19 protein-coding genes are annotated in these 20,877 nt (G+C 32.8%); 8 read left to right on the top strand and 11 right to left on the bottom strand.

Annotated elements, in window-relative coordinates:
• Positions 1-155: 155 nt before the first annotated feature.
• Positions 156-899 (bottom strand): hypothetical protein, encoded by a 744-nt coding sequence (locus QA612_RS12925; RefSeq protein ID WP_278284230.1) that lies wholly within the window; start codon positions 897-899, stop codon positions 156-158.
• A 296-nt stretch (positions 900-1,195) separates the two neighbouring features.
• Between QA612_RS12925 and QA612_RS12920 the strand changes: the two genes are divergently transcribed.
• Complete coding sequence (locus tag QA612_RS12920; RefSeq protein WP_278284229.1) at positions 1,196-1,828, top strand: alpha/beta hydrolase; 633 nt, start codon at positions 1,196-1,198, stop codon at positions 1,826-1,828.
• 799 nt (positions 1,829-2,627) lie between these two features.
• On the opposite strand, the gene QA612_RS12915 is transcribed toward QA612_RS12920, so the two are convergent.
• The 3 genes from QA612_RS12915 to htpG form a co-directional block, all read right to left on the bottom strand.
• Positions 2,628-3,428: an SDR family NAD(P)-dependent oxidoreductase gene (locus tag QA612_RS12915; RefSeq protein ID WP_278284228.1), complete on the bottom strand. Its 801-nt coding sequence runs from the start codon at positions 3,426-3,428 to the stop codon at positions 2,628-2,630.
• A gap of 313 nt (positions 3,429-3,741) precedes the next feature.
• Positions 3,742-5,274 (bottom strand): glycine betaine uptake BCCT transporter, encoded by a 1,533-nt coding sequence (locus tag QA612_RS12910; protein ID WP_278284227.1) that lies wholly within the window; start codon positions 5,272-5,274, stop codon positions 3,742-3,744.
• Between the two features lie 631 nt (positions 5,275-5,905).
• Positions 5,906-7,786 (bottom strand): molecular chaperone HtpG, encoded by a 1,881-nt coding sequence (htpG, locus tag QA612_RS12905; RefSeq protein WP_278284226.1) that lies wholly within the window; start codon positions 7,784-7,786, stop codon positions 5,906-5,908.
• 622 nt (positions 7,787-8,408) lie between these two features.
• On the opposite strand from htpG, the gene QA612_RS12900 reads away from it, so the two are divergent.
• Positions 8,409-8,543 carry a sporulation histidine kinase inhibitor Sda gene (locus tag QA612_RS12900; protein ID WP_278284225.1) on the top strand — a complete coding sequence of 45 codons (135 nt, stop codon included), beginning with the start codon at positions 8,409-8,411 and terminating at the stop codon, positions 8,541-8,543.
• On the opposite strand, the gene QA612_RS12895 is transcribed toward QA612_RS12900, so the two are convergent.
• Positions 8,540-8,719 carry a hypothetical protein gene (locus QA612_RS12895; RefSeq protein ID WP_278284224.1) on the bottom strand — a complete coding sequence of 60 codons (180 nt, stop codon included), beginning with the start codon at positions 8,717-8,719 and terminating at the stop codon, positions 8,540-8,542. The two genes, QA612_RS12900 and QA612_RS12895, sit on opposite strands and share 4 nt — an antisense overlap.
• 243 nt (positions 8,720-8,962) lie before the next feature.
• Between QA612_RS12895 and QA612_RS12890 the strand changes: the two genes are divergently transcribed.
• A complete protein-coding gene (locus QA612_RS12890) occupies positions 8,963-9,157 on the top strand; it encodes an aspartyl-phosphate phosphatase Spo0E family protein (RefSeq protein ID WP_278284223.1) in 195 nt (64 codons plus the stop codon).
• A gap of 131 nt (positions 9,158-9,288) precedes the next feature.
• Here the strand turns inward: QA612_RS12890 and QA612_RS12885 are convergent, their stop codons facing one another.
• Positions 9,289-10,284: a methyl-accepting chemotaxis protein gene (locus tag QA612_RS12885; protein WP_278284222.1), complete on the bottom strand. Its 996-nt coding sequence runs from the start codon at positions 10,282-10,284 to the stop codon at positions 9,289-9,291.
• A gap of 235 nt (positions 10,285-10,519) precedes the next feature.
• Positions 10,520-11,686, bottom strand: a complete 1,167-nt coding sequence (locus tag QA612_RS12880; protein WP_278284221.1) for a TraB/GumN family protein — start codon at positions 11,684-11,686, stop codon at positions 10,520-10,522.
• A gap of 629 nt (positions 11,687-12,315) precedes the next feature.
• On the opposite strand from QA612_RS12880, the gene QA612_RS12875 reads away from it, so the two are divergent.
• Positions 12,316-12,510 (top strand): hypothetical protein, encoded by a 195-nt coding sequence (locus QA612_RS12875; RefSeq protein ID WP_278284220.1) that lies wholly within the window; start codon positions 12,316-12,318, stop codon positions 12,508-12,510.
• Positions 12,511-13,020: 510 nt separating this feature from the next.
• Positions 13,021-14,193 (top strand): MFS transporter, encoded by a 1,173-nt coding sequence (locus tag QA612_RS12870; protein WP_278284219.1) that lies wholly within the window; start codon positions 13,021-13,023, stop codon positions 14,191-14,193.
• A 55-nt stretch (positions 14,194-14,248) separates the two neighbouring features.
• Here the strand turns inward: QA612_RS12870 and QA612_RS12865 are convergent, their stop codons facing one another.
• Positions 14,249-14,968, bottom strand: coding sequence for a YebC/PmpR family DNA-binding transcriptional regulator (locus QA612_RS12865; RefSeq protein WP_278284218.1), 720 nt, complete (start codon positions 14,966-14,968; stop codon positions 14,249-14,251).
• A gap of 326 nt (positions 14,969-15,294) precedes the next feature.
• On the opposite strand from QA612_RS12865, the gene QA612_RS12860 reads away from it, so the two are divergent.
• Positions 15,295-16,683 carry a class II fumarate hydratase gene (locus tag QA612_RS12860; protein ID WP_278284217.1) on the top strand — a complete coding sequence of 463 codons (1,389 nt, stop codon included), beginning with the start codon at positions 15,295-15,297 and terminating at the stop codon, positions 16,681-16,683.
• Between the two features lie 93 nt (positions 16,684-16,776).
• Here QA612_RS12860 and QA612_RS12855 read toward each other — a convergent pair whose 3' ends face one another.
• On the bottom strand, positions 16,777-17,664 hold the full coding sequence (locus QA612_RS12855; protein ID WP_278284216.1) for a S1C family serine protease: 888 nt from the start codon (positions 17,662-17,664) through the stop codon (positions 16,777-16,779).
• Positions 17,665-17,848: 184 nt separating this feature from the next.
• On the opposite strand from QA612_RS12855, the gene QA612_RS12850 reads away from it, so the two are divergent.
• Positions 17,849-18,169 carry a DUF4870 domain-containing protein gene (locus tag QA612_RS12850; RefSeq protein WP_278284215.1) on the top strand — a complete coding sequence of 107 codons (321 nt, stop codon included), beginning with the start codon at positions 17,849-17,851 and terminating at the stop codon, positions 18,167-18,169.
• Positions 18,170-18,397: 228 nt separating this feature from the next.
• Here QA612_RS12850 and QA612_RS12845 read toward each other — a convergent pair whose 3' ends face one another.
• Entirely contained in the window at positions 18,398-19,219 is an 822-nt protein-coding gene (locus tag QA612_RS12845; protein WP_278284214.1) for an ABC transporter permease, read from the bottom strand.
• A gap of 14 nt (positions 19,220-19,233) precedes the next feature.
• Positions 19,234-20,202, bottom strand: coding sequence for an ATP-binding cassette domain-containing protein (locus QA612_RS12840; protein ID WP_278284213.1), 969 nt, complete (start codon positions 20,200-20,202; stop codon positions 19,234-19,236).
• A gap of 130 nt (positions 20,203-20,332) precedes the next feature.
• Between QA612_RS12840 and QA612_RS12835 the strand changes: the two genes are divergently transcribed.
• On the top strand, positions 20,333-20,776 hold the full coding sequence (locus QA612_RS12835) for a MarR family winged helix-turn-helix transcriptional regulator (protein ID WP_278284212.1): 444 nt from the start codon (positions 20,333-20,335) through the stop codon (positions 20,774-20,776).
• The last annotated feature ends 101 nt before the right edge of the window (positions 20,777-20,877 follow it).

Below are 20,877 nucleotides of genomic sequence, written 5' to 3'. Positions count from 1 at the left end.
GCATTTCATAATAACTAAATACTATTATAAACCTTTTATACCAAAAATTGTTATCAAAATTTAATTTCAATAGCTAAAAGCAACAATCTTTTAGAAAAGAGCATTAATAAAAAAACCAAACAAGTTTTTAAATGGAAAACTACTTTGGTATAGAGCTACAATTGGTAGATCGTTTCATTACAAAATATTTTATGAATGCGATTTTCTTTTACGTATAATTGAATAGGCATACCTCGTTTAACATGCATATGGAGTGGAAAGGTAAACTCTTGTTCACTGTTCCCTGACTTCAGCAATAAAGTCGTTTTATGGGAATGGTTTCGTCCTCCAAAATCTGATAAATTAGCTCCTAAGAGTAACCCCTCACCGGCTCCCATCACATCAGTTTTAATAATAGGATAATCGTTAATAATGGCGAATATTGGTAATCCATTATCTTCTGCTAACGTTGCATCTGAAAAATAACTAATTTTTTCTTCTAAAATAACAGCATTTCTTTTGAAAAGGACTTTTTCCATATCAAGAATAAGAAAGCCTTCTACATTGTGGCTTAACTCCTCCCAATTAAATAACATTTCGATTTCATAACCGCCTCTTTCCGCAGCAGCTTTTAAAAAAATGAATCGCAAGAGAGTTTCATCATCATGTATGTCTAAGTCCTTAAAATTATCTTTTTGGAGTCTTTTAAGAATTTCATTTAACTCATCTTCTTTAACTCTCCCAAAAAAATTAGTAGCTTCAAATATTCTAGCTAAATAAGATTTCATTTGTGGCTGATCTATACCTGCTTCTTCAACAGTTAAGCTTGTTAAGGCAATGAGAAAAACATGACTTTTCCCAGGATAAGCACCAGCCACAAAACCAATATGTTGTTCTTCATATGTAACATTTAAAGGCATCTAATCCCTCCAATTCATTTTTTTATTGATTCTAACCTGCTTCATTTTCTTCTGTTATTCTAGAACAAATGTATAATCTTGCACTGACAGCACTCCTCTACATGCTTACGATTGAAAATATGAGAAGTTTCAGATATGACTTTGCGATTACATAGCATACATAACTGTTTTCTGTTTTTAGTTAACATAACATAGTTTATGTTAATTAGATGACAATTTAAACGAATGAAGAAAATATATCTTTACAAACATTCTACCAATTGCTGTATACTAAAATCTAAAAAGGCGGTGTTTTGATGAGTCTGGAGAAGGTGTTTATGGGTTCTCTCAACAAGACAATTCCATACAAACTTATGAAACAAAAGCATGATAGCGATAGCCTTGCTATCATTTTGCCTGGAGCAGGATATTCAACTCAAGGGCCATTGTTGTTTTACACAAGTGGGATTTATTATAATAAGGGTTTTGATATCCTTCAAATAAACTATTCTTTTAGTGGAAATGAGTTAGAAGCTATTAAAGATGAATATTTTATAAATGATGTTAAACAAATAATAGACTTGGTGTTAGACAATAGTGAATATAAATCTATTTCGATAATCGGAAAATCAATTGGTACCATTGCATTAGCTTCTTTAGTGAAAGAAACTTCCTACACCTACCTTATTGATAAAACAATTTGGCTAACTCCCCTTCTCCAAAGAGATGATGTATATGAAGCCATGAAGAAAAGCACAAAGAAAAGCCTTTGTATAATTGGAGACAATGATCCATGTTACGTTGATGAAAGATACAATGAACTAAAACATAACCATTTTTTCACGCTACAGCTTATTCGTAATGCTGATCATAGCTTAAGTATAATGGAGAATCCAATAGAATCTATTGAAATATTAAAAAATGTGATGATTGAGGTATCAAATTTTTAACATGAACGAATAAAACCAGTTTCTTTAACATTAACCCGTTCGGATGACGCGGAGAAAATGCAAATTAGCTCTCGAATTAACAATGAAAACAACAATATAGAAGCCGTTGATTTCACACCAGAAATCACGGCTCTTTTATTTGGTTAAAACAGCGCTTTCTCTCTTATATTAACCTTTAATACCCATTGACCAGACTCCACAGCAGTTTATCAACTTGTTTCAGTAGACCTATTGCTTAAGATTCTCACCAGTGAAATAAAATAAGCGGAGAAATTCCGATTAAATTCAAAATTGAGCTCGTTTCGGGCTTTATAAGCGGAGTTTTTCCGGCTATGCAAATCAAACTCCCCCTTTTTTCAAGTGCTTCGAGTCAATAGGCGGAATTTCTCCGACTATTTAAGCTATTTTTCATGCTATTTGCTAATTAAGGGAAATTTCTCCGCTTATTTATCAGATTGGTTGCTTAACCTGATTTCCTAATCCATAATAGAGGACCCTTATGGCCCAGGCTGATCTCTTCTCCTCATCGAATGGCTAGGTTGCCTATTGACGTATGTTTTAACACCCAAAATAACACCAATGCATAAATTTATTCACCCCATGTCATTTGTTGTGCTAAAAAGAGTCCTAAAATGCCTGTTAAAACACAAAGTATTGCCCCTAAACGTTGATATGACAACATAAAAAGGAGATGTTAATTAGCGTGCTAATTGCATCTCCAAAAGCTATTGTTTTTATCGTCTTCTCCCTCTCAACCGAACGGGTTATTATGTTTGTTTTGTACTGATATTTGTAGTGTCTATTGTAAATTCAATTTATTTGCTATCACGTTCGCTGCTCGTTTAGGATTAAATCGATAGAATAAATCCATCATTTTAGAATCTTTCCCAGGTAAAACTCTAAATTTATCCTTTTCTATTCCATTTATTATGATTTCAGCCGCTTCTCTTGGTGTTAATACTTTGTACTTTTGATTTTGTGATTCATCTGTTATTTTTAAGTTATCTACTCCTGAGTTCTCCAATATGTTTGTCCCAACCCCTCCTGGAAAAACAATAGTTACTTTTACGTTAGTATCTTTTAATTCTGAATGAAGGCCTTCAGTAAAAAGTTTTACAGCGGCTTTTGATGCACCATAAATTGATTGCCCCGGTACAGGAAGAAATCCACCCATACTTGAAACATTTGTGATGTGTGCAAAGGGTCTTTTTAATAAATATGGAAGAAAGGTTTTCGTCATGTAAAGAGTACCATAAAAGTTGATATCCATGACTAACTTAATTTTTTCATAGTCAAGGTCATTTATTTTCACAAAGGGCTGAATAATTCCAGCATTATTTATAATAGCATCCACAGCTCCATGATAAGCAATTACATCCTCAGGTAATGATTCCACGCCATGTCTATCGGTTATATCTACAACATGTGTGGAGAGCTTATCTTGATTTCCTCCTGATAGCTCCAAAGTCTCCTCTAAAGCGATCTTGTTAATATCCACTGCAGCAACACTTGCCCCACTAGAGAGTAGTGTAAGAACTAAATCCCGTCCAATACCAGCTCCTCCACCAGTGACAACAAACACTTTGTTTGATACTTTCATCAATATCCCCCCCTTTTAAAATTAAAGCGTTCTTAAAGACAGTCTGTGATTTCCTACCCCTATTAATATATTTTCCCTTTATTCCATTAAATGAATCCAACATTTAGAAAAAATGTGTCAAATTAGTATTTTATAGATAGGTGTAAAAGTTGGAAAGTTCGTCATTAAAGTTTGCTTAATGATACTTAATACAATTTTTCATTTTATAAATGAAAAAGAGTACCTGCGACCCTGGTACTCTTTTTCGTACATTATTTTTTTAGACTACACATTTCAATATTTATCATAAAGTATTAGATAATTATAAAGGGAACTAACTTACTGACTTTTCTAATGAAGATTTTTCTTTATTTTTTGTTGAAACATTCTTCTGTATATTCAATTCATTGTTGAGCTCTTTTATTAAACCATAACACATAAGTAATATGATAAACGTAAGAGGTAATGCGCTAACTATAATGGCTGTCTGTAATCCACCTAGTCCTCCTGATGCCATTAAAACTGCTGTTGATGCCACTAGTATTAATCCCCAAGTTACCTTAACTTTATTTGATGGATTTAATTTTCCTCCTGTTGTTTGCATACCTAAAACGAATGTAGCGGAGTCTGCAGATGTTACAAAGAATGTAGTGATTAGAGCTACTGTCAAAATAGAAAGTAAAATACCAAAAGGTAATTGTTGATATACATAGAATAATGCTGTTTCAAGATTTTGTGATGAAACATTTAATCCTTGTACATATTCTAAATAAATTCCTGTTCCACCAAAAACAGTGAACCACAGACCACAAACAAGTGTTGGAATAAGAAGGACAACGATTACAAATTCTCTAATTGTACGCCCCTTCGACACTCTAGCAATAAACATTCCTACAAATGGTGTCCATGAAATCCACCAAGCCCAATAAAATATAGTCCAGCCTTGAGACCATGCAGCTTCGTTTTCATCAAAAGGAGATAAACGTAATCCCATTAATGTAACATTTTGTATATAGCTTCCTAACGTTGTCGTAAACATGTTAAGTAGAAATAATGTGGGACCAAGAATTAGCATCGTAAAAAAGAGTAATGTTGCAATTGACATATTTACGTTACTCAAATATTTAATTCCTTTAGAAATACCTGTATTTGCTGAAATAATGAAAAGTACAGTAATAATCCCCATGATAATCATCTGAATCATAAAATTATTAGGTACTCCAATAAGATATTCTAATCCAGCATTAATTTGCTGAGATCCTAATCCGAGAGATGCTGCTACTCCGAATAACGTTGCAAATACTGCTACAACATCTATTGTTTTCCCAATAGGCCCTTTCACCTTTTCACCAAGTACAGGATATAGTGTTGCACTCATTAAACCTGGTGCATTGTTTCTAAATTTTTGGTATGCAAGCGCTAGTGCCACAACTGCATAAATAGCCCAAGCATGTAATCCCCAATGAAGCCATGTATACCTCATCCCTATTATGGCTGATTGTTCAGAATTTCCATCCCCAATAGGTGGAGTTGAAAAATGGGCAATTGGTTCAGATACACCATAAAACAATAGACCAATCCCCATCCCTGCTGAAAACAACATGGCAAACCAAGTTGGACGGTTGTATTCAGGTTTATCTTCAGGCTTTCCGAGCTTTATTTTTCCATACTTACTAAAGATCATAAAAACGGCAAAGAAAAGAAAAAACGTTGCCACTAATTGATAAAACCATCCAAACGACTCAAGAACAAAGCTTTGAGCAATACTCATTACAGCCCCTAATTGGTTTGGAATTATAACACCAATAAATACAAAAGTAATCGCTATTGCAATAGAAATTTTAAAAATCGACCTGTCACTTTCCAAGATATAACACTTCCTTCTTATATTTTTCACAGACTATTAAATTAAACCACAAGATAATAAATATATAAAAGACGAAATCAGTCGATTTTTCGTGATCGGAATCCGTATTCATACATTAGGGGAAGTTATCCATCTGATGACCAATAATTACATGTAAAACATATTGAATTCGACATTTTTAGTTAACATTTGGTTATATATAAATTGGATTGTATGTTTATAATAAGAAAAGCGCAAGGTGCCCCAATTCCGCCTAAGTACAACTTACGTCCTGTAGGCAACGGCGTACTATCGACATCCTAGACAACTTTCAAAGTGATATATTATATAAATTCTAACCTTTAGAAAAAAAGGATAGCCGTTTAGGCTATCCCTTTATTTGAGTAGATACTGGTTACTCTGGGGTCAAAGCGATGTTTGTCTGCTGGAAACACCTCATTTTTTCGATCGTTTTATATACCTAGAAGCGTTTGTTGCCTGCTACTTGTTCAAGCTAACCACCCCTCAAGGTCATATTACGACGATTCCCTTTCTTCCAAGTACTACTCTAGTGAAGAAGAAAGTAACCTTTCCTCTTCATGAGTTAAGATGCTCCAATGTTTGTTCCATTATGCACGAAAACGATAAACATTTAGTTCATAATTTTGCAAATGTCATTCGTAAATTCAACAGGATCTTGAATAGGTAATCCTTCAATTAGAAGGGCTTGATTAAATAAAAGGTTTGTATATAGACTTAATTTGTCTTTATCGTTCGAATAGGCCTCTTTTAATGAACGGAATACATCATGATTGATGTTCACTTCCAGTACTTTATCTGCTTTTACATTTTGGTTATTATCTGGCATTGCTTGAAGAATTTTTTCCATCTCTATGGAAACTTCTCCTTCTGTTGCTAAACAAACTGGATGATTCTTTAATCGTTTAGACACTCTTACATCCGTTACCTTACCAGAAAGAATGTTTTTCATTTCATCAAACAGTTCTTTATTTTCGTCTTGCTCTTTCTTTGTTTCTTCTTTATTCTCTTCTTCAAATCCTAAGTCCCCACTTGAAACAGATTTGAATTCTTTATCTTTATATTTCATCAACATTTTTATGGCAAATTCATCAATGTCTTCTGTGAAATATAGAATTTCATAACCTTTGTCTAATACGACTTCTGTTTGTGGAAGTTTTTCAATTCGTTCGTTAGATTCGCCAGTTGCATAATAAATGTACTTTTGGTCCTCTGGCATATTGGATACATATTCATCAAAAGTAATTAATTTCTTCTCTTTAGATGAATGGAACATAAGTAAATCCTGTAAATCCTCTTTGTTTGCTCCAAAGTCACTGTAAACTCCGTATTTTAGCTGTCTACCAAATGCGCTATAGAATTTTTCATATTTTTCACGATCATCTTTCATTAGCTTTTGTAATTCACTCTTGATTTTGTTTTTAATATTTTTGGCAATTTGCTTTAGCTGACGATCATGTTGAAGTAGCTCTCTAGATATGTTTAGGGATAAATCCTCTGAATCCACCATCCCTTTCACGAAGCTAAAGTGATCAGGAAGTAGGTCCGCGCACTTGTTCATAATAAGAACACCACTGGAATATAGCTCTAGTCCCTTTTCATATTCCTTTGAATAGTAATCAAATGGCATATTTTCAGGAATATACAAGATAGCATTGTATCTCAACATACCATCTACAGTAATGTGAATGTGCTTTAGAGGCTTGTCAAAACCGTAATGCTTTTCCTGATAAAAATTTTCATAATCCTCGTCTGTTAATTCACTTTTATTTTTTCTCCAAATAGGAACCATGCTATTAACAGTCTGTTCTTCTACTTCTTCTATGAATTCATTTTCTTCACCATCTTTTGGCTTTTGAACAGAAATATCCATTTTAATTGGGTAGCGGATGAAATCAGAATATTTTTTAATGATTTCCTTTAGTTTATATTCCTGTAGGTAATCATCATAGTTTTCGTCTTCCGTGTTTTCTTTAAGTTGTAAGGTAATTTCTGTTCCAATTGTTTCTTTATCAGTAGCTTCGATGGTGTACCCATCGGCTCCTTCTGATTGCCATTTGAAAGCCGTCTCACTACCTAAAGCTCTAGAAACAACAGTTACAACATCTGCAACCATAAAGGAAGAGTAGAATCCAACACCGAATTGACCAATAATATCATGGCCATCCTTTAATTCATTTTCGTTTTTAAATGCTAGCGATCCACTTTTTGCAATAACACCTAGATTATTTTCTAACTCCTCTTGTGTCATGCCAATTCCTGTATCAGTAATCGTTAACGTTCTGCTCTCTTTATCGGCAGATATCTTTATGTAGTAATTATCTTGATCAAACGTTAACGAATCATCTGTTAATGCCTTGTAATAAATCTTATCAATGGCATCACTTGCATTAGAGATTAACTCTCGTAAAAATATTTCCTTTTGTGTATAGATCGAGTTAATCATCATCTCTAACAATCGTTTAGACTCTGCTTGAAATTCTTTTTTTGCCATAATACTCTCTCCTTTCAAAAATAAAAATGCCAAAATTACATTACAGCATTTGTAGTATGTAGGTCGATTCAAAAATTAGCACTCTAATCAACAGAGTGCTAATACATACTATTATTTATCATATTTGTTCATAATTTGTCAATACATGAGGGGGTTCTATAGTATTTTAAAGTCCATATGTTTAAGGGTGTATTGTCTTCTTCCATGGATATCATATAAATTGAGGTTTAAAGCCTGTAGATAGATAAATAGGTAAGTTTCTTCTACTTAAAATACTCATGTAAGTGCATATACTTCAAAAGAGAAGGGATGAAATTGATGCATGGGCATTTTCTATACGGATTATGTAGTAATTGATACCCTTTTTCATAGTCTAAATTTCTATTATATAAGCGTTTAATAACTGCCATAAACTAATCCACTTACGAATATTATAGTTTTTTACAACTATTCTTTTGTAATATGGAGATTATCTCAATTCGAAACTAAAAAATGGTTTAAATGTTATTATTTATCCATTGATCAAGAACAGATGTTCTGATATAATTTATAACAAATTAATTATATAGGTATATTGGGTTAGTGTAATATAGTCAATAATTATATTAAGGAGCTGAGGAAAATGCATCGACTTTCCAATGCCATGTTAATAGAAAGCTATATAAAAGCGAAGAAATTAGAAGTAAGTGATGAATTTTTATCACTTTTAATCAAAGAAATGGAAAAAAGGAATATTCACTTTGACCATAAAGATTAAGTAAATAACTCATTATTGTTTTTTTCTCCACTAATGGCTTCTTGAAGCTCCACTTTTGAAACAGAGAATAGAAGAATAGATCCTATGACAAAAAGTATGGCACCAATGACAAATAATCCTGTGGCCGTATAAGTATACTTATGCTTATCCACATTTGACAACTGTTGTTTACTCATAGATGTCCCTCCAATTTATTTATTATTTTCTGTCCTATATCGTATGTAGCATCAAAAAAATATATTGTACTCCTATCTATAAAAGAAAATATAGTTAAAATTAAACCGCATAATTGTGACGATATTTCGAACAATCAACATGTGGGACAACCTTCTACAAAATTCTACTGCATGTTAGTTATAATATTAAGTTTAATTAAGTATCTAAATTCTTGTTCAAACCTATTAAAGGGGGAATAGGCTATGTATAATGGTTCTTTACTATTAGAAATCAAGACCAAACAAGAAGAAATGTATGAAAAAGCAATGAACTATGGATTTACAGATAGTAGAGTTGTGTCTTGCAGTCAAGATTTAGATGTTTTACTAAATAAATACCAAGGATTAGAAGAATACATAGTTTTGTTAAAACAGGTTCAGGAGCATTCTGAATTTTAATTTATATTCGTGAAATGTCATTTAATAGTTTTATCCTAATTTTCTCCTTATATGATAAAAAGAGTACCCTATTGTTAGAATACTCTAATGTAAAACTTAATTATCTCTTTAATAATAATTGAAAGCATTTTTTAAATAGACTCTTCAATTAATACAAACCAACCTTTACCTTTATATGCATTATAGCCATCAGTTAAACAATATGCGTATAATTTATTGTTTTCTATCATATATCCTCTGTTTTCTGAACCTGTTAAAACTTTTTCAACAGCTTTCAAATGACTGAGCTGTGTGTCTAGAATTCCTGTTTGGTCTTTCGAGGCGATTACATATCCATTAGAGTTAAGTACGTATAAGTTACTATTTTCATCAATTTGAACTTTATTAATAATATCGTATATAAATTCCCAGTTAAAACGCGTTGTAAATACGCCAATAATTTCACCATCGTTATTTAAAACAGGACTAGAATAGCCCATCGTGTATCCTCCAACCACAGAGGAGTGGTACATATCTGTTACATAGACATTCTTTGTTCTGATAGTTTCTTGAAACCACTGACGATCGGACATGTTTTGTCCAACTTGATCTTGGTTTTGTACTGCAACGATGATTTCACCAGATAGATCTACGACGAAAAAGTCAAAATAAACCTCGTAAATTCTATGAATGTTCTTCATAAAAGCTTTTGCTACATCTTTTGTCTCTTGAGTAGGATTCAATAAACAATCTTTTATTGCATCAAAGGTTGCCCATGCTTGTACATCACAATTTCTTTCAAATAAATTTCGATCTATTTTATCAATCGTATCAAAGGCTACGTCAACCGTTCTCATTGCTATGATTTCGTTGGCTTTACTTTGGATACTATTAATAATTGTTTCACTTTTGTTACTTGCATTTAAGCTTTGTTCTGCGAACTTTTTAATTTCAGTTGCAACAACTGAAAAACCTCTTCCAGCTTCCCCTGCTCTCGCTGCTTCAATTCCTGAATTTAGTGCTAAAATATTGGACTTAGTTGAAATTCCTTTTATTTCTTTCATCACGTCTTGCATCTTTCGATTATCCTGCTTTAACTCATTCATTAATACCGAAACATTCAAATTTTTTTCAATAATTTTTTCCACAACGTCATCTCCTTAAAAAAGTTAAGAGTGCGTGAATTGTCACTTTTAGTAATTTTTTGTTTATTCTAATAAAAATTATATCATAGATTATTTAAGCTATACTTTTAATTAATGAAAAAGCTTCTTATTATAAACTGTGTTCACAAAGTGTCCACAAAACAGGTTCTTTACAAATTTGTGAACAATAAAAAACCCTCTTCAGAATATGTGATCCTTCAAAGAGGGCTTGATAGATTTATAAATTTTCGATAAAGAGTCGTACTACATCTGCCCCACCAATTATTGTACCTAAAGTACTACCTAAGTTTGTCAAAACAACAATAAGTAGAATTCTAGTGACTTTATTGTTCCAAAATCCTTTTACATTATAAACATCATCAGACAAATTTTCGAAATCCCCAACACTTGGACGTCTCATATAAGCTTGTACAATTCCTGCGAACCATCCAGCGGCCATTAATGGATTTAAAGAGCTTAATGGTGCAACTATAAAAGCAGTAAGGACAGCAAGAGGGTGTCCAAATGCAACGGCAGCACCAATGGCTGAAAAGGAACCGTTCCATAAGATCCAACTAATAGTTTGTTGAATGCCAGCTGAAGGATTAGTATAAAATGTATAAGCAATTATACTAATAATAAGTAATGGGATTGTCCAAGCAATAATTTGCGGTACCTTTGATTTAGGTGGACGTTGTGATATTGCCTTTAAATCATGGTCTTTTTTTATTTCTTCCTTTATTCCTGGCACATGAGCAGCACCTAGAACAGCAACAACTTTTTTGCCTGGAGCTTCCTTTATTTTTTGTGATAAGTATTGATCCCGTTCATCAATTAAAGGAACCTTTAATTTTGGAAATGAGTCAGTAAAATCATCAAGTGTAGCATTAAGCATATCTTGTGATTTCATTCTTTCCAGCTCTTCTTCTGAAATGCTTTCTTTATTAAAAATGCTAGCAAAAATTTGCAATAGTAATTTTGACTTCCCCATAAAACCAACATTATGCCAAATGCGTGCAAATGTAATTTGTATATTTCGATCAGCTAAAACTAGCTCTGCTCCAATGTCATCTGCAGATTCAATTCCTTGTATCATTTCTTGACCTGGTTTTATTCCGAATTGTTTTGCTATGCGCTTTTGAAAGGAAGATACAACTAAATTCATTAAAAGTAATGTTGCTTTTTTTTCTTTAATTACTTTAAATATATCCATGTTCTTCCACTGATTACCGTCCATAATGGATTTATATCTTTGTTCATCTAATTCTATACAAACAGAATCAGGCTTTTCTGATTCAATTACTTCTTTTACTTGTTCTGCACTTCTCTTCGAAACGTGAGCAGTCCCAATAAGTATTAGTTCTTTTTCATCAATAAATATTCTCGTAATATTTTCTTCAGACATATACTTCCTCCATTTAACCAACTTCGACTTTTCCTACAATTTTAATAATACAATTAAATACTACTATAGCACAATTTTGCTTACTCTATCTTAATTTAATTGGTAAAAAGGAACGAATTTCTTTAAAGAAAAATATTTTTTTCAAAAAAAGAAGGGTATTTAAAATTTATAGCGAATTATGTAATTAAGAAAAAATATTTTTTTGATAAATAGACTTTATTCAAATGTAAATAGACCCACTAATTACTTCAGTATTTGTCAATTTGTTTTAGCTTTGCTAACAACACTAGACGACTTCACCAGTGCCTTTCAAATTAAATCTTTAATAGTGTTTTTTCAAGTTTAATTGAACAAATTAAAAGCTACACTTTAAAGAGAAATTTTATTATTTTTCCAATATTTCATGCTCTTTTAAAGCAACTATTTTTTGGAAGTATTTTTGTAAGCCCTTTCATTTAATCTTGGAACAGAAGATAGTATTTGATTATACACCACAATAGGAAGCAAAATATTCATTCGTGTATAACACTTGTACTATCTTTTAATTATAGTTTATTTGATAAAAAAGGAGGGAATAAGAAAAGTAATAAAACTAGTTGTTAAAAAATAATTAAAGGGAGTTGGTCAATATGTCGTTAGGACTATTATTAATGGTAGCACTTCTTGCAGTCGTGGCTTTAGCATCTAAAGGAGTTTTTAATAAGTTAAAAGAAAGAAAAGAGCTTGCTAAACCTACTATTAAAACTTGTAAAACCTGTAGTGACACAATCCCAATAGAGTACGATAAGTCTTTATGCCCAAACTGTAAAGCCTTCTTAACGTAGTAGCCATCATTTATATTTAAAATTAGATGAAGTTTTAAGTTGAACTATTTTTTTGAAGCATTTAGAAAACGCTTACAAAAATTCAATAAGTATACTATTTCACAAAAGAAGCATAAGGTGTATTGCCTTTTTGCTTCTTTTTTGCTTTTTTCATTATACTCCCTCACCCTTCCTTGTTCCCAAGTAAAAAAGTAAAAATTTCTGTTATCAACTGATATTATTTCCCCCCCAGGGTGCAAGTCTCCATTTGCATGGGAGGTCTACCCTGAAGATAGAAATGTTCAGTAGTGTAAGGCAGCGACCAGTGGGATCAGCGCGAGGCGAAAATCCCTGCCAGAAACAGATGAACCAACTTGATGAGTATTTTCACCCCCCATGGAGCATCTCATTTGTATGTGAGGTCTACTTTATAAAATAGTTCTAAACATTTGACTAACAATAATTAAAATCCTTATAATTTAATTATCATTTTTATAGTGATAATAGGATTATTATGGAGTGGATTTTATTTTGGACACAAAAAAAGCGTTACCCATTCTTTTTGCAGTCATGTTTTTTGTTATGGTAGGGTTTGGAATTATTATTCCAGTACTCCCTTTTTACGCGGAAGAAATGGGAGCATCTCCTTTACAATTAGGATTATTAATGGCTGTCTATTCATTTATGCAGCTCGTTTTTGCACCAATGTGGGGGCGAATTTCAGATCGAATTGGTCGTAAACCAGTAATTATGATAGGAATTTTCGGACTTGCTATTTCTTTTTTCTTTATGGCAGTTTCCACACAATTGTGGATGCTCTTTGTGGCGAGAATTGTTGGTGGATTTTTATCCTCTGCTAACATGCCTACCGTAATGGCGTATGTAGCTGATATAACTTCTGAAGATGATCGCGGAAAAGGTATGGGAATTATCGGTGCCGCTGTAGGACTAGGTTTTGTCTTTGGTCCTGCAATAGGAGGAATCTTTTCACAAATAAATTTACATATGCCCTTTTACATATCTGCAATTTCATCTTTATTAACATTTTTCTTTGTATTGTTTATGTTAGAGGAATCATTATCAGTTAAAAATAGAAGTAAAGCAGGATCCAAACGTACTCCTTTACGAAAAGCATTACATGGACCAGGATCGATTTTATTTTTTCTACAGTTATTTATTTCACTTTCATTAGCAGGATTAGAAGCAACATTTGCCTATTTTGCTGCTGAAAGAGCTGGATTAAACGCTGTTCAATTAGGATATATATTTATGATTATGGGTTTTGCTGGTGCTTTGGTACAAGGTGGTTTAGTAGGGCGATTAACAAAGAAATTAGGAGAAGGTGTTGTGATCCAAATTGGAATAGGTATTTCTGCATTAGGCTTTGCTCTTATACTGTTCGTAGACAGTTTTATTACGGCTGCAATTTACTTAACTGTTTTTGGAATAGGAAATGGGTTTATTCGACCTAGTGTCTCTTCGTTGTTAACTAAGACTGCGAATACTGGATATGGAAGTACGACTGGCTTACTATCTTCCTTTGATTCACTAGGAAGAATTATTGGGCCTCCACTAGGAGGTTGGCTCTTCGCAATTTCAATAGGTTTACCTTATATTTCAGGAATTTTATTGTCTTTAATTGCTTTTGTATTATTCAGGATCTACTCAATACAATCTAAAAAACTTCAATTAGAATCTGCATAATTAAGTACATTAATTTCAAAAATGGCAAGCCAATGAAATATTGGCTTGCCATCACTTATTCTCCTAAATCTACATTGTGATATACTTGCTGAACGTCTTCTAGATCCTCTAGAGCATCAATTAATTTTTCAAATTGAATCTGATCATCATTAGGTAAAGCAACATCACTTTGAGCAAGCATAGATAACTCTGCTACTGTAAATTCTGTTATTCCAATACTTTTAAAGGCTTCTTGTATTTCGTGAAATTGATCTGGCTCACCGTAAACAATCACTGTATCATCTTCCTGAATAATATCACGAACGTCAACTTCTGCCTCCATTAACAGTTCTAATACTTCTTCCTCTGTCTTTCCTTCTACACCAATGACTGCGGTTGCATCAAACATGTAAGCAACAGATCCACTTACTCCCATATTTCCACCATTCTTATTAAAAGCTGCACGTACTTCTGCAGCTGTACGATTTACATTATTTGTAAGAGCATCTACAATAACCATAGAACCGTTTGGTCCAAAGCCCTCGTATCTCAATTCATCGTATTTTTCTTCTGAGCCACCTTTTGCTTTTTCGATTGCTCGATCAATAATTGCTTTCGGTACGTTATAAGTCTTTGCACGTTCAAGGACAACTTTTAAAGCTCTATTTGATTCTGGATCTGGTTCTCCCTGCTTTGCTGCAACGTAAATTTCTAATCCGAACTTGGCATAAATTCGGCTCATATTTGCATCTCTGGATGCTTTTTTCTCTTTAATATTACTCCATTTACGACCCATGTTATCCACTCTCTTTCTACTTTAAATCTACTATTATTCATACTATGTAATGGGTAATTTTTGAAGATGTTATACAGTTTTGCTTTTTTATAAATATATTCAAAAAAGAACCTATTATTTATTATACATGAATAGACTAATTAATTTGAAGTTTAATTCATTTTGATTTGTTTACGTTTATATGAACATATAAAATTATGTGTTTTTTAGAAGCTACTATATTCGTTCTTCTTGTTTAGTCCAATTAAGTGATGGAAACAATAACCAATATAAAAGTTAAGTTTATTGTTTCTATTTTACTTCCAATAGGAAAGGAGGAGTTATAAATGAAATCTGCAGATAATTATCGAAAGGAATATGATACGCTAGGAGAAATTTTAGTTCCAGTAACTGCCTATTACGGTTCTCAAACTAAACGAGCCATGGATAACTTTCAAATTAGTAGTCATAGGCTTCCACGTTCATTTATTAGGGCACAAGGAATTATTAAAGCGTCAGCAGCAGCTACAAATATGGACTTAAACCATCTCTCCATTGAACGAGGAAAAGCAATATTAAAAGCTGCAGAAGAAGTAATAGAGGGGAAATGGGATGAACATTTTGTAGTAGATGTTTATCAAGCTGGAGCAGGTACATCACAAAATATGAATGCAAATGAAATTATAGCTAATCGAGCTTCAGAAATATTAGGGATTCCAATCCAGTCAAAGGAACGTGTACATCCAAACGATCACGTAAATATGAATCAATCAACAAATGATACCTTTCCATCAGCAATCCATATTGCTGCGGTGGAAAGTGTAAAATATAAGCTCCTCCCAGCTGTATTACAACTTCAACAAGAATTACGAATAAAGGCAGAGCAATTTATGCCAGTATATAAGGCTGGACGAACACATCTTCATGATGCTGTACCTATTAGATTAGGACAAGAATTCTCTGGCTATGCAAGCACAATAAATGAATGTACAAAAAAATTGGAGGATTCATTAGAACTCCTTTATGAGATCGGTTTAGGTGGAAATGCAATTGGGACAAAGATAAACTTAAATCCATCTTATATTCCAAAGGTGACAAAGGAAATTTGTGTTCGAACAAATCTCCCTTTTCGTGAACCTCGTAATATGTTTAGCTTCATGCAAAACAGAAATGCACCTATTCATCTTATGGTAGTGTTAAAGGAATTAGCCATTCATTTAATTAAAATCACTAGTGATCTTCGCTTATTAAGCTCTGGTCCAAGAACAGGATTAGCTGAGATTACTCTCCCCCCTGTTCAACCAGGTTCTACAATCATGCCTGGAAAGGTCAATCCTGCTATTTTAGAAATGACGCACATGGTATGTTCTCAAGTAATTGGATATGAAGCTGCGCTAACTACTGCAGGTATCGGTGGGCAATTAGAGATAAATGTAATGATGCCACTAATCGCTTTTACATTACTTGAATCAATCGAAATTCTTTCAAATGCTATTTCTACGTTAGTAATAAAATGTATAAGTGGAATCGAAGCAAACGAGGAGATTTGCAGAAATTGGATGACTGCAAGCCTTGCTTTAGTTACAGCTCTAAGCCCTATTTTTGGTTATGATCTAGCAGCTCAAATTGGAAAGCAAGCGGACGAAGAAAATAAAACATTAAAACAAGTCCTTCAGGAACGAGGTTTGTATACAACAGAAGTTGAAAAAGCATTACGACCTGAAGGATTATTATAAATGAATATACTTAAATTTTTAGTAAGGAAAGGAACGAAGATAGGCCCGTTCTCTTTCCTTTTACATTATACAAATGTTTATATAGGAATGACTTTAGTCTTCAAATGGTAAATACTCACGGAAATATTCAACAGGAACGGCTAGGCCAACTCGTTGACGGGACCCTTCCACTTCAATCCTAGTAGTTGCAAAAACAACCCCTACTACATTTCCCTCTTCATTTATAACGGGACTACCGCTATTCCCTCGGTAAATGGGAGCATCGATCATAAGCATTGGTACTTCTCTTTCAGGAGTACTTCCGATGATATTACCTTTATTTGCAATGAAATTAAAGAAAAGTGGATTACCAATGACATAAATAGGCATGTTTTGTTCCCAAGTTTCATCAAATTGTAAAACTGGGTGATTCTTGTCACCTGTATCTATTTGTAAAATTGCTATATCAATTTCCTCATCACTTGAAACAATGTCAGCTCCATAGCGTTCTCCTCCTTCAAATGACACTGTTAGAGATCCAGGGTTATCCACTACGTGATGATTCGTCATTATGTAGCCATCATCTGAAATATAAAATCCTGTTCCTTTACTATCCCCTGCCCTAACAACGACCACTGATTCCTTATATAACTGGACTTGTTCATCTTGAGAAAGCTCAATTGAAATAGCTAAAAATTGAATGGAAGATAGGTTAATAATTCTTGGCCACAGGGCAAATACATTACTCAATAATGCAATCGTCAAAATAGAAGCAATGAGTACTTTTAATTTTTTTCGAGATTTCTTTTGTTCTTTTATTTCTTCCGTTTCTTCCTCCTCAGGATTAAAAAATTCTTCCATTGTATAATACTTTTCTCCATCAAAAAATAATTTCTCTTCCTTTTTGTCTGTTTTTTCTCCATCTATATTACTAGTTGTATTTTTATCTTTATCTTTATTATATTCTTTAATATGAATACCCCCTATTTCTAGATGAATCATTTTTACAATAAAGACCACATATAAAGTGTAATAGCGTATACTGTATAGTTTATCAAATGAGAAAATAATTTGATAACATAAAAATAAGATGAATGACAATAAACGATATTTTTTGTTAAAATAAAACATTGTTAGCAGGATACAGGCTGTTATCTGTCGAAAATAATTTATGGAGGTGGAATCATTGGCAGAAAAAGATGAACGATTACTAGCAATGTTAATTTATTTAATCAGTTTTTTTACCGCATTTATTGGACCACTAGTTATTTGGTTAGTGAAAAAGGATGATTCAAAATTTATTGATCACCACGGGAAAGAGTATTTTAACTTTTTAATTTCTGTTTTTGTATACACGATAGTAAGTATCATTTTGATTGTTGTTCTTGTTGGAATATTATTCGTAATTGTAGTTGGTATTGGCTCTTTTATATTTACCATAATTGCTGCAATAAAAGCCTATGAAGGAGAGTATTACAGATTCCCTTTTATTTTTCGGATATTATAATAAGAAAAGCGAAAGGCGCCCCAATTCCGCCTAAGTACAGCCCACGTTCTGTGGGAAACGGCTAAGTTATCGTCGTTGTGACTCCTAGACATCAATAGAAAAAACTTATAAATTATTACCTTTTAAAACAAGTAAAAACCCTTAGTGCAGAAAAATAAAACACTGTATTAAGGGTTTTTTCACTATAAAGTTTTCTAAGCAATCCCTTTTCTACTTTCATAAAAATATTTATGCATTTGCTCTTTTAAAACTGATTGTAGCAAGCGTTAATAAAATAACCATAAAAATAATTAGGAACATGACTTCAGCAAACATAGTTACAGGTCTGCCAAATAGCGATAAATTGAGTCCCATTGCCTCTTGAACGATTGGTGATAGTTGATCGACATCAACCATAATTTTTTTCATTAAATCTACACCATATGTAACAGGATTAATTTTCACTAAAAAGTCCATCCATACAGGCATATTATTAATTGGGAATAATGCCCCCGATAGAAAAATCATGGGCATAACAAGTACTTGAACGAGAAGCTGAAATCCTTGGGACGATGTTAAAACACTAGCAATTAATAAGCCTAAAGAAGAAAAAGCACAAGCCATTAAAAACATGACAGGAATTAATTGTAGTATGGAAATAAAATCAATTCTTACACCAATAAATGGAACTAAAACAAACATTAGTAATCCTTGCAAAAGAGCAACGGTTGATGATCCTAAAACATTTCCAATTGCAATATTAACTCTTGAAACTGGGGAAACCAAAATTTCTCTCATATATCCAAACTCTTTATCTTGAATAACAGATAAAGAAGAAAAGATTGATGTCATTAATAATGTCATAGAAACGATACCTGGAAAAATAAATTCCACATAATTAAAGTCTACCTCTCCCCCAGGTCCAGAAATAAGCGACTCCATCGTCCCTCCCATTCCACCACCGAATATAATTAAAAATAGGATCGGCATGGAGAAGGAACCTAATAATCTAGCACGATCACGAAAAAATTTAATAATGTCACGTTGCCATATAGCGATAATACCTTCCAATGTATAAGACCCTCCTACTTCATCATTTTCTTCATATTTTGTTTAAATTGATCTGATTTTGAAGCTTCTTCTTCCCTAATGTCTCTTCCTGTAAAAGTGAGAAAAACATCATTTAACGTAGGTTTTCTAATATTTAAACTAGTAATAGGAGTTTCCATATTTTTTATGAAGTCAGAAATAAATGCATCACTATTCGTTACTTTTAACCGAATGATATCTTCCTTTACAGTCACCTCTAGACTCTCTATTTTTTCTTCAATCTCCTTCAACGCAGCTACGTTATCTTTCGTGCTAATTTCGATAATATCTCCCCCTACCTGCTGTTTCAGCTTATTAGGGGTATCTATTGCAATAATTTTTCCATGGTCCATAATAGCAATACGATCACTAATTTCAGCTTCGTCTAAATAATGTGTTGTTAAAAACATCGTAATTCCTTCTTTTTCTTTTAGCTTTAAAATATATTCCCAAATATGAGATCTTGTTTGGGGATCGAGTCCTACAGTTGGTTCATCTAAAAATAATACTTTAGGATAATGAAGGAGCCCTCGTGCAATTTCTAACCTTCTCTTCATTCCACCTGAAAACGATTCAACTAACCCTTCTTTTTTTTCCACAAGATCTACGATTTCTAATACTTCTTGGATTCGTTTTTCTCTTTCTTTTCGAGGAACACGGTAGAATTTACAATGAAGCATTAAATTTTCCTTAGCTGTTAATTTTTCATCTAATGTATTTTCCTGAAAAATGATTCCTACACTTTTTCGAACATCGTCCTTCTCTTTCTGTACGTCATAACCGTTAATGAATATATTACCGCCACTTGGTTTAAGCATTGTGCAGAGCATATTGATAGTTGTACTTTTCCCAGCTCCATTTGGACCAAGAAAACCGAATATCTCTCCTTCATTTACCTCAAAAGAAATCCCCTTCACAGCTTGAAAATCCTTATAGGATTTCTGTAGATTGGTTACTTTTATCATTTTTTCACCTACTTCTCCTATTTAATAGTTATAATTTCATAACAATATGGTTATTATAGAATAACTAATAGTGTTCAGTCAATGTAGGATTTGATATAATAAGTTTAAATAAGCTGGAGGAAAAAATACGATGAATACAAACAATAAAATTGAAGACATAGCTAATTTTTATTTGACTTTTTTTCCTGTATTAAAGAAAAAAATATTGCCACCTATAGAGAATGCTCATAAAAAAGAAATCTCCCCCACTCATTTTTGGATTTTGTTATTGTTAGAGGAATGTGGGAAGCTACCAACAACAGAGATTGGGAAAAGATTGTTAATTTTAAAATCAAATTTAACCCCACTTATTAACAAACTTTTATCAAAAGGTTTCGTAAGTCGGGAAAATGCCCAACATGATCGGAGGATCATTTATATTCTTTTAACGGATGAAGGACGGGAATATATACAACAAGAAATGAATTACTTACATGGAGAGATTAAAAAGCGTTTTGTAGATTTAGATGATAAAGATATCCATAAGTTACACGAATCCATAAAAAATATGAGTGAAGTGATAGCTAAATTATAATAAGAAAAGCGCAAGGCACCCCAATTCCGCCTAAGTACAGCCTACGTCCTGTAGGCAACGGCGTAATATCGACATCCTTTCTCCTATACACCTTAAGTAGA

It is taken from the genome of Evansella sp. AB-P1, from assembly GCF_029688925.1.
Lineage (GTDB): Bacteria > Bacillota > Bacilli > Bacillales > Salisediminibacteriaceae > Evansella.
The sequence above is the reverse complement of the archived record's forward strand: the minus strand, read 5'-3'. Positions and strand labels throughout refer to the sequence as shown.

Bases quoted from the DNA above. Each gene is read 5' to 3' on its own strand.
- QA612_RS12860 (WP_278284217.1), top strand. From the start codon at position 15,295: ATGAAATCTGCAGATAATTATCGAAAGGAATATGATACGCTAGGAGAA.
- QA612_RS12835 (WP_278284212.1), top strand. From the start codon at position 20,333: ATGAATACAAACAATAAAATTGAAGACATAGCTAATTTTTATTTGACT.
- QA612_RS12920 (WP_278284229.1), top strand. From the start codon at position 1,196: ATGAGTCTGGAGAAGGTGTTTATGGGTTCTCTCAACAAGACAATTCCA.
- QA612_RS12865 (WP_278284218.1), bottom strand. From the start codon at position 14,968: ATGGGTCGTAAATGGAGTAATATTAAAGAGAAAAAAGCATCCAGAGAT.
- htpG (WP_278284226.1), bottom strand. From the start codon at position 7,786: ATGGCAAAAAAAGAATTTCAAGCAGAGTCTAAACGATTGTTAGAGATG.
- QA612_RS12855 (WP_278284216.1), bottom strand. From the start codon at position 17,664: ATGATTCATCTAGAAATAGGGGGTATTCATATTAAAGAATATAATAAA.
- QA612_RS12925 (WP_278284230.1), bottom strand. From the start codon at position 899: ATGCCTTTAAATGTTACATATGAAGAACAACATATTGGTTTTGTGGCT.
- QA612_RS12890 (WP_278284223.1), top strand. From the start codon at position 8,963: ATGTATAATGGTTCTTTACTATTAGAAATCAAGACCAAACAAGAAGAA.
- QA612_RS12880 (WP_278284221.1), bottom strand. From the start codon at position 11,686: ATGTCTGAAGAAAATATTACGAGAATATTTATTGATGAAAAAGAACTA.
- QA612_RS12915 (WP_278284228.1), bottom strand. From the start codon at position 3,428: ATGAAAGTATCAAACAAAGTGTTTGTTGTCACTGGTGGAGGAGCTGGT.
- QA612_RS12875 (WP_278284220.1), top strand. From the start codon at position 12,316: ATGTCGTTAGGACTATTATTAATGGTAGCACTTCTTGCAGTCGTGGCT.
- QA612_RS12840 (WP_278284213.1), bottom strand. From the start codon at position 20,202: ATGATAAAAGTAACCAATCTACAGAAATCCTATAAGGATTTTCAAGCT.
- QA612_RS12900 (WP_278284225.1), top strand. From the start codon at position 8,409: ATGCATCGACTTTCCAATGCCATGTTAATAGAAAGCTATATAAAAGCG.
- QA612_RS12895 (WP_278284224.1), bottom strand. From the start codon at position 8,719: ATGAGTAAACAACAGTTGTCAAATGTGGATAAGCATAAGTATACTTAT.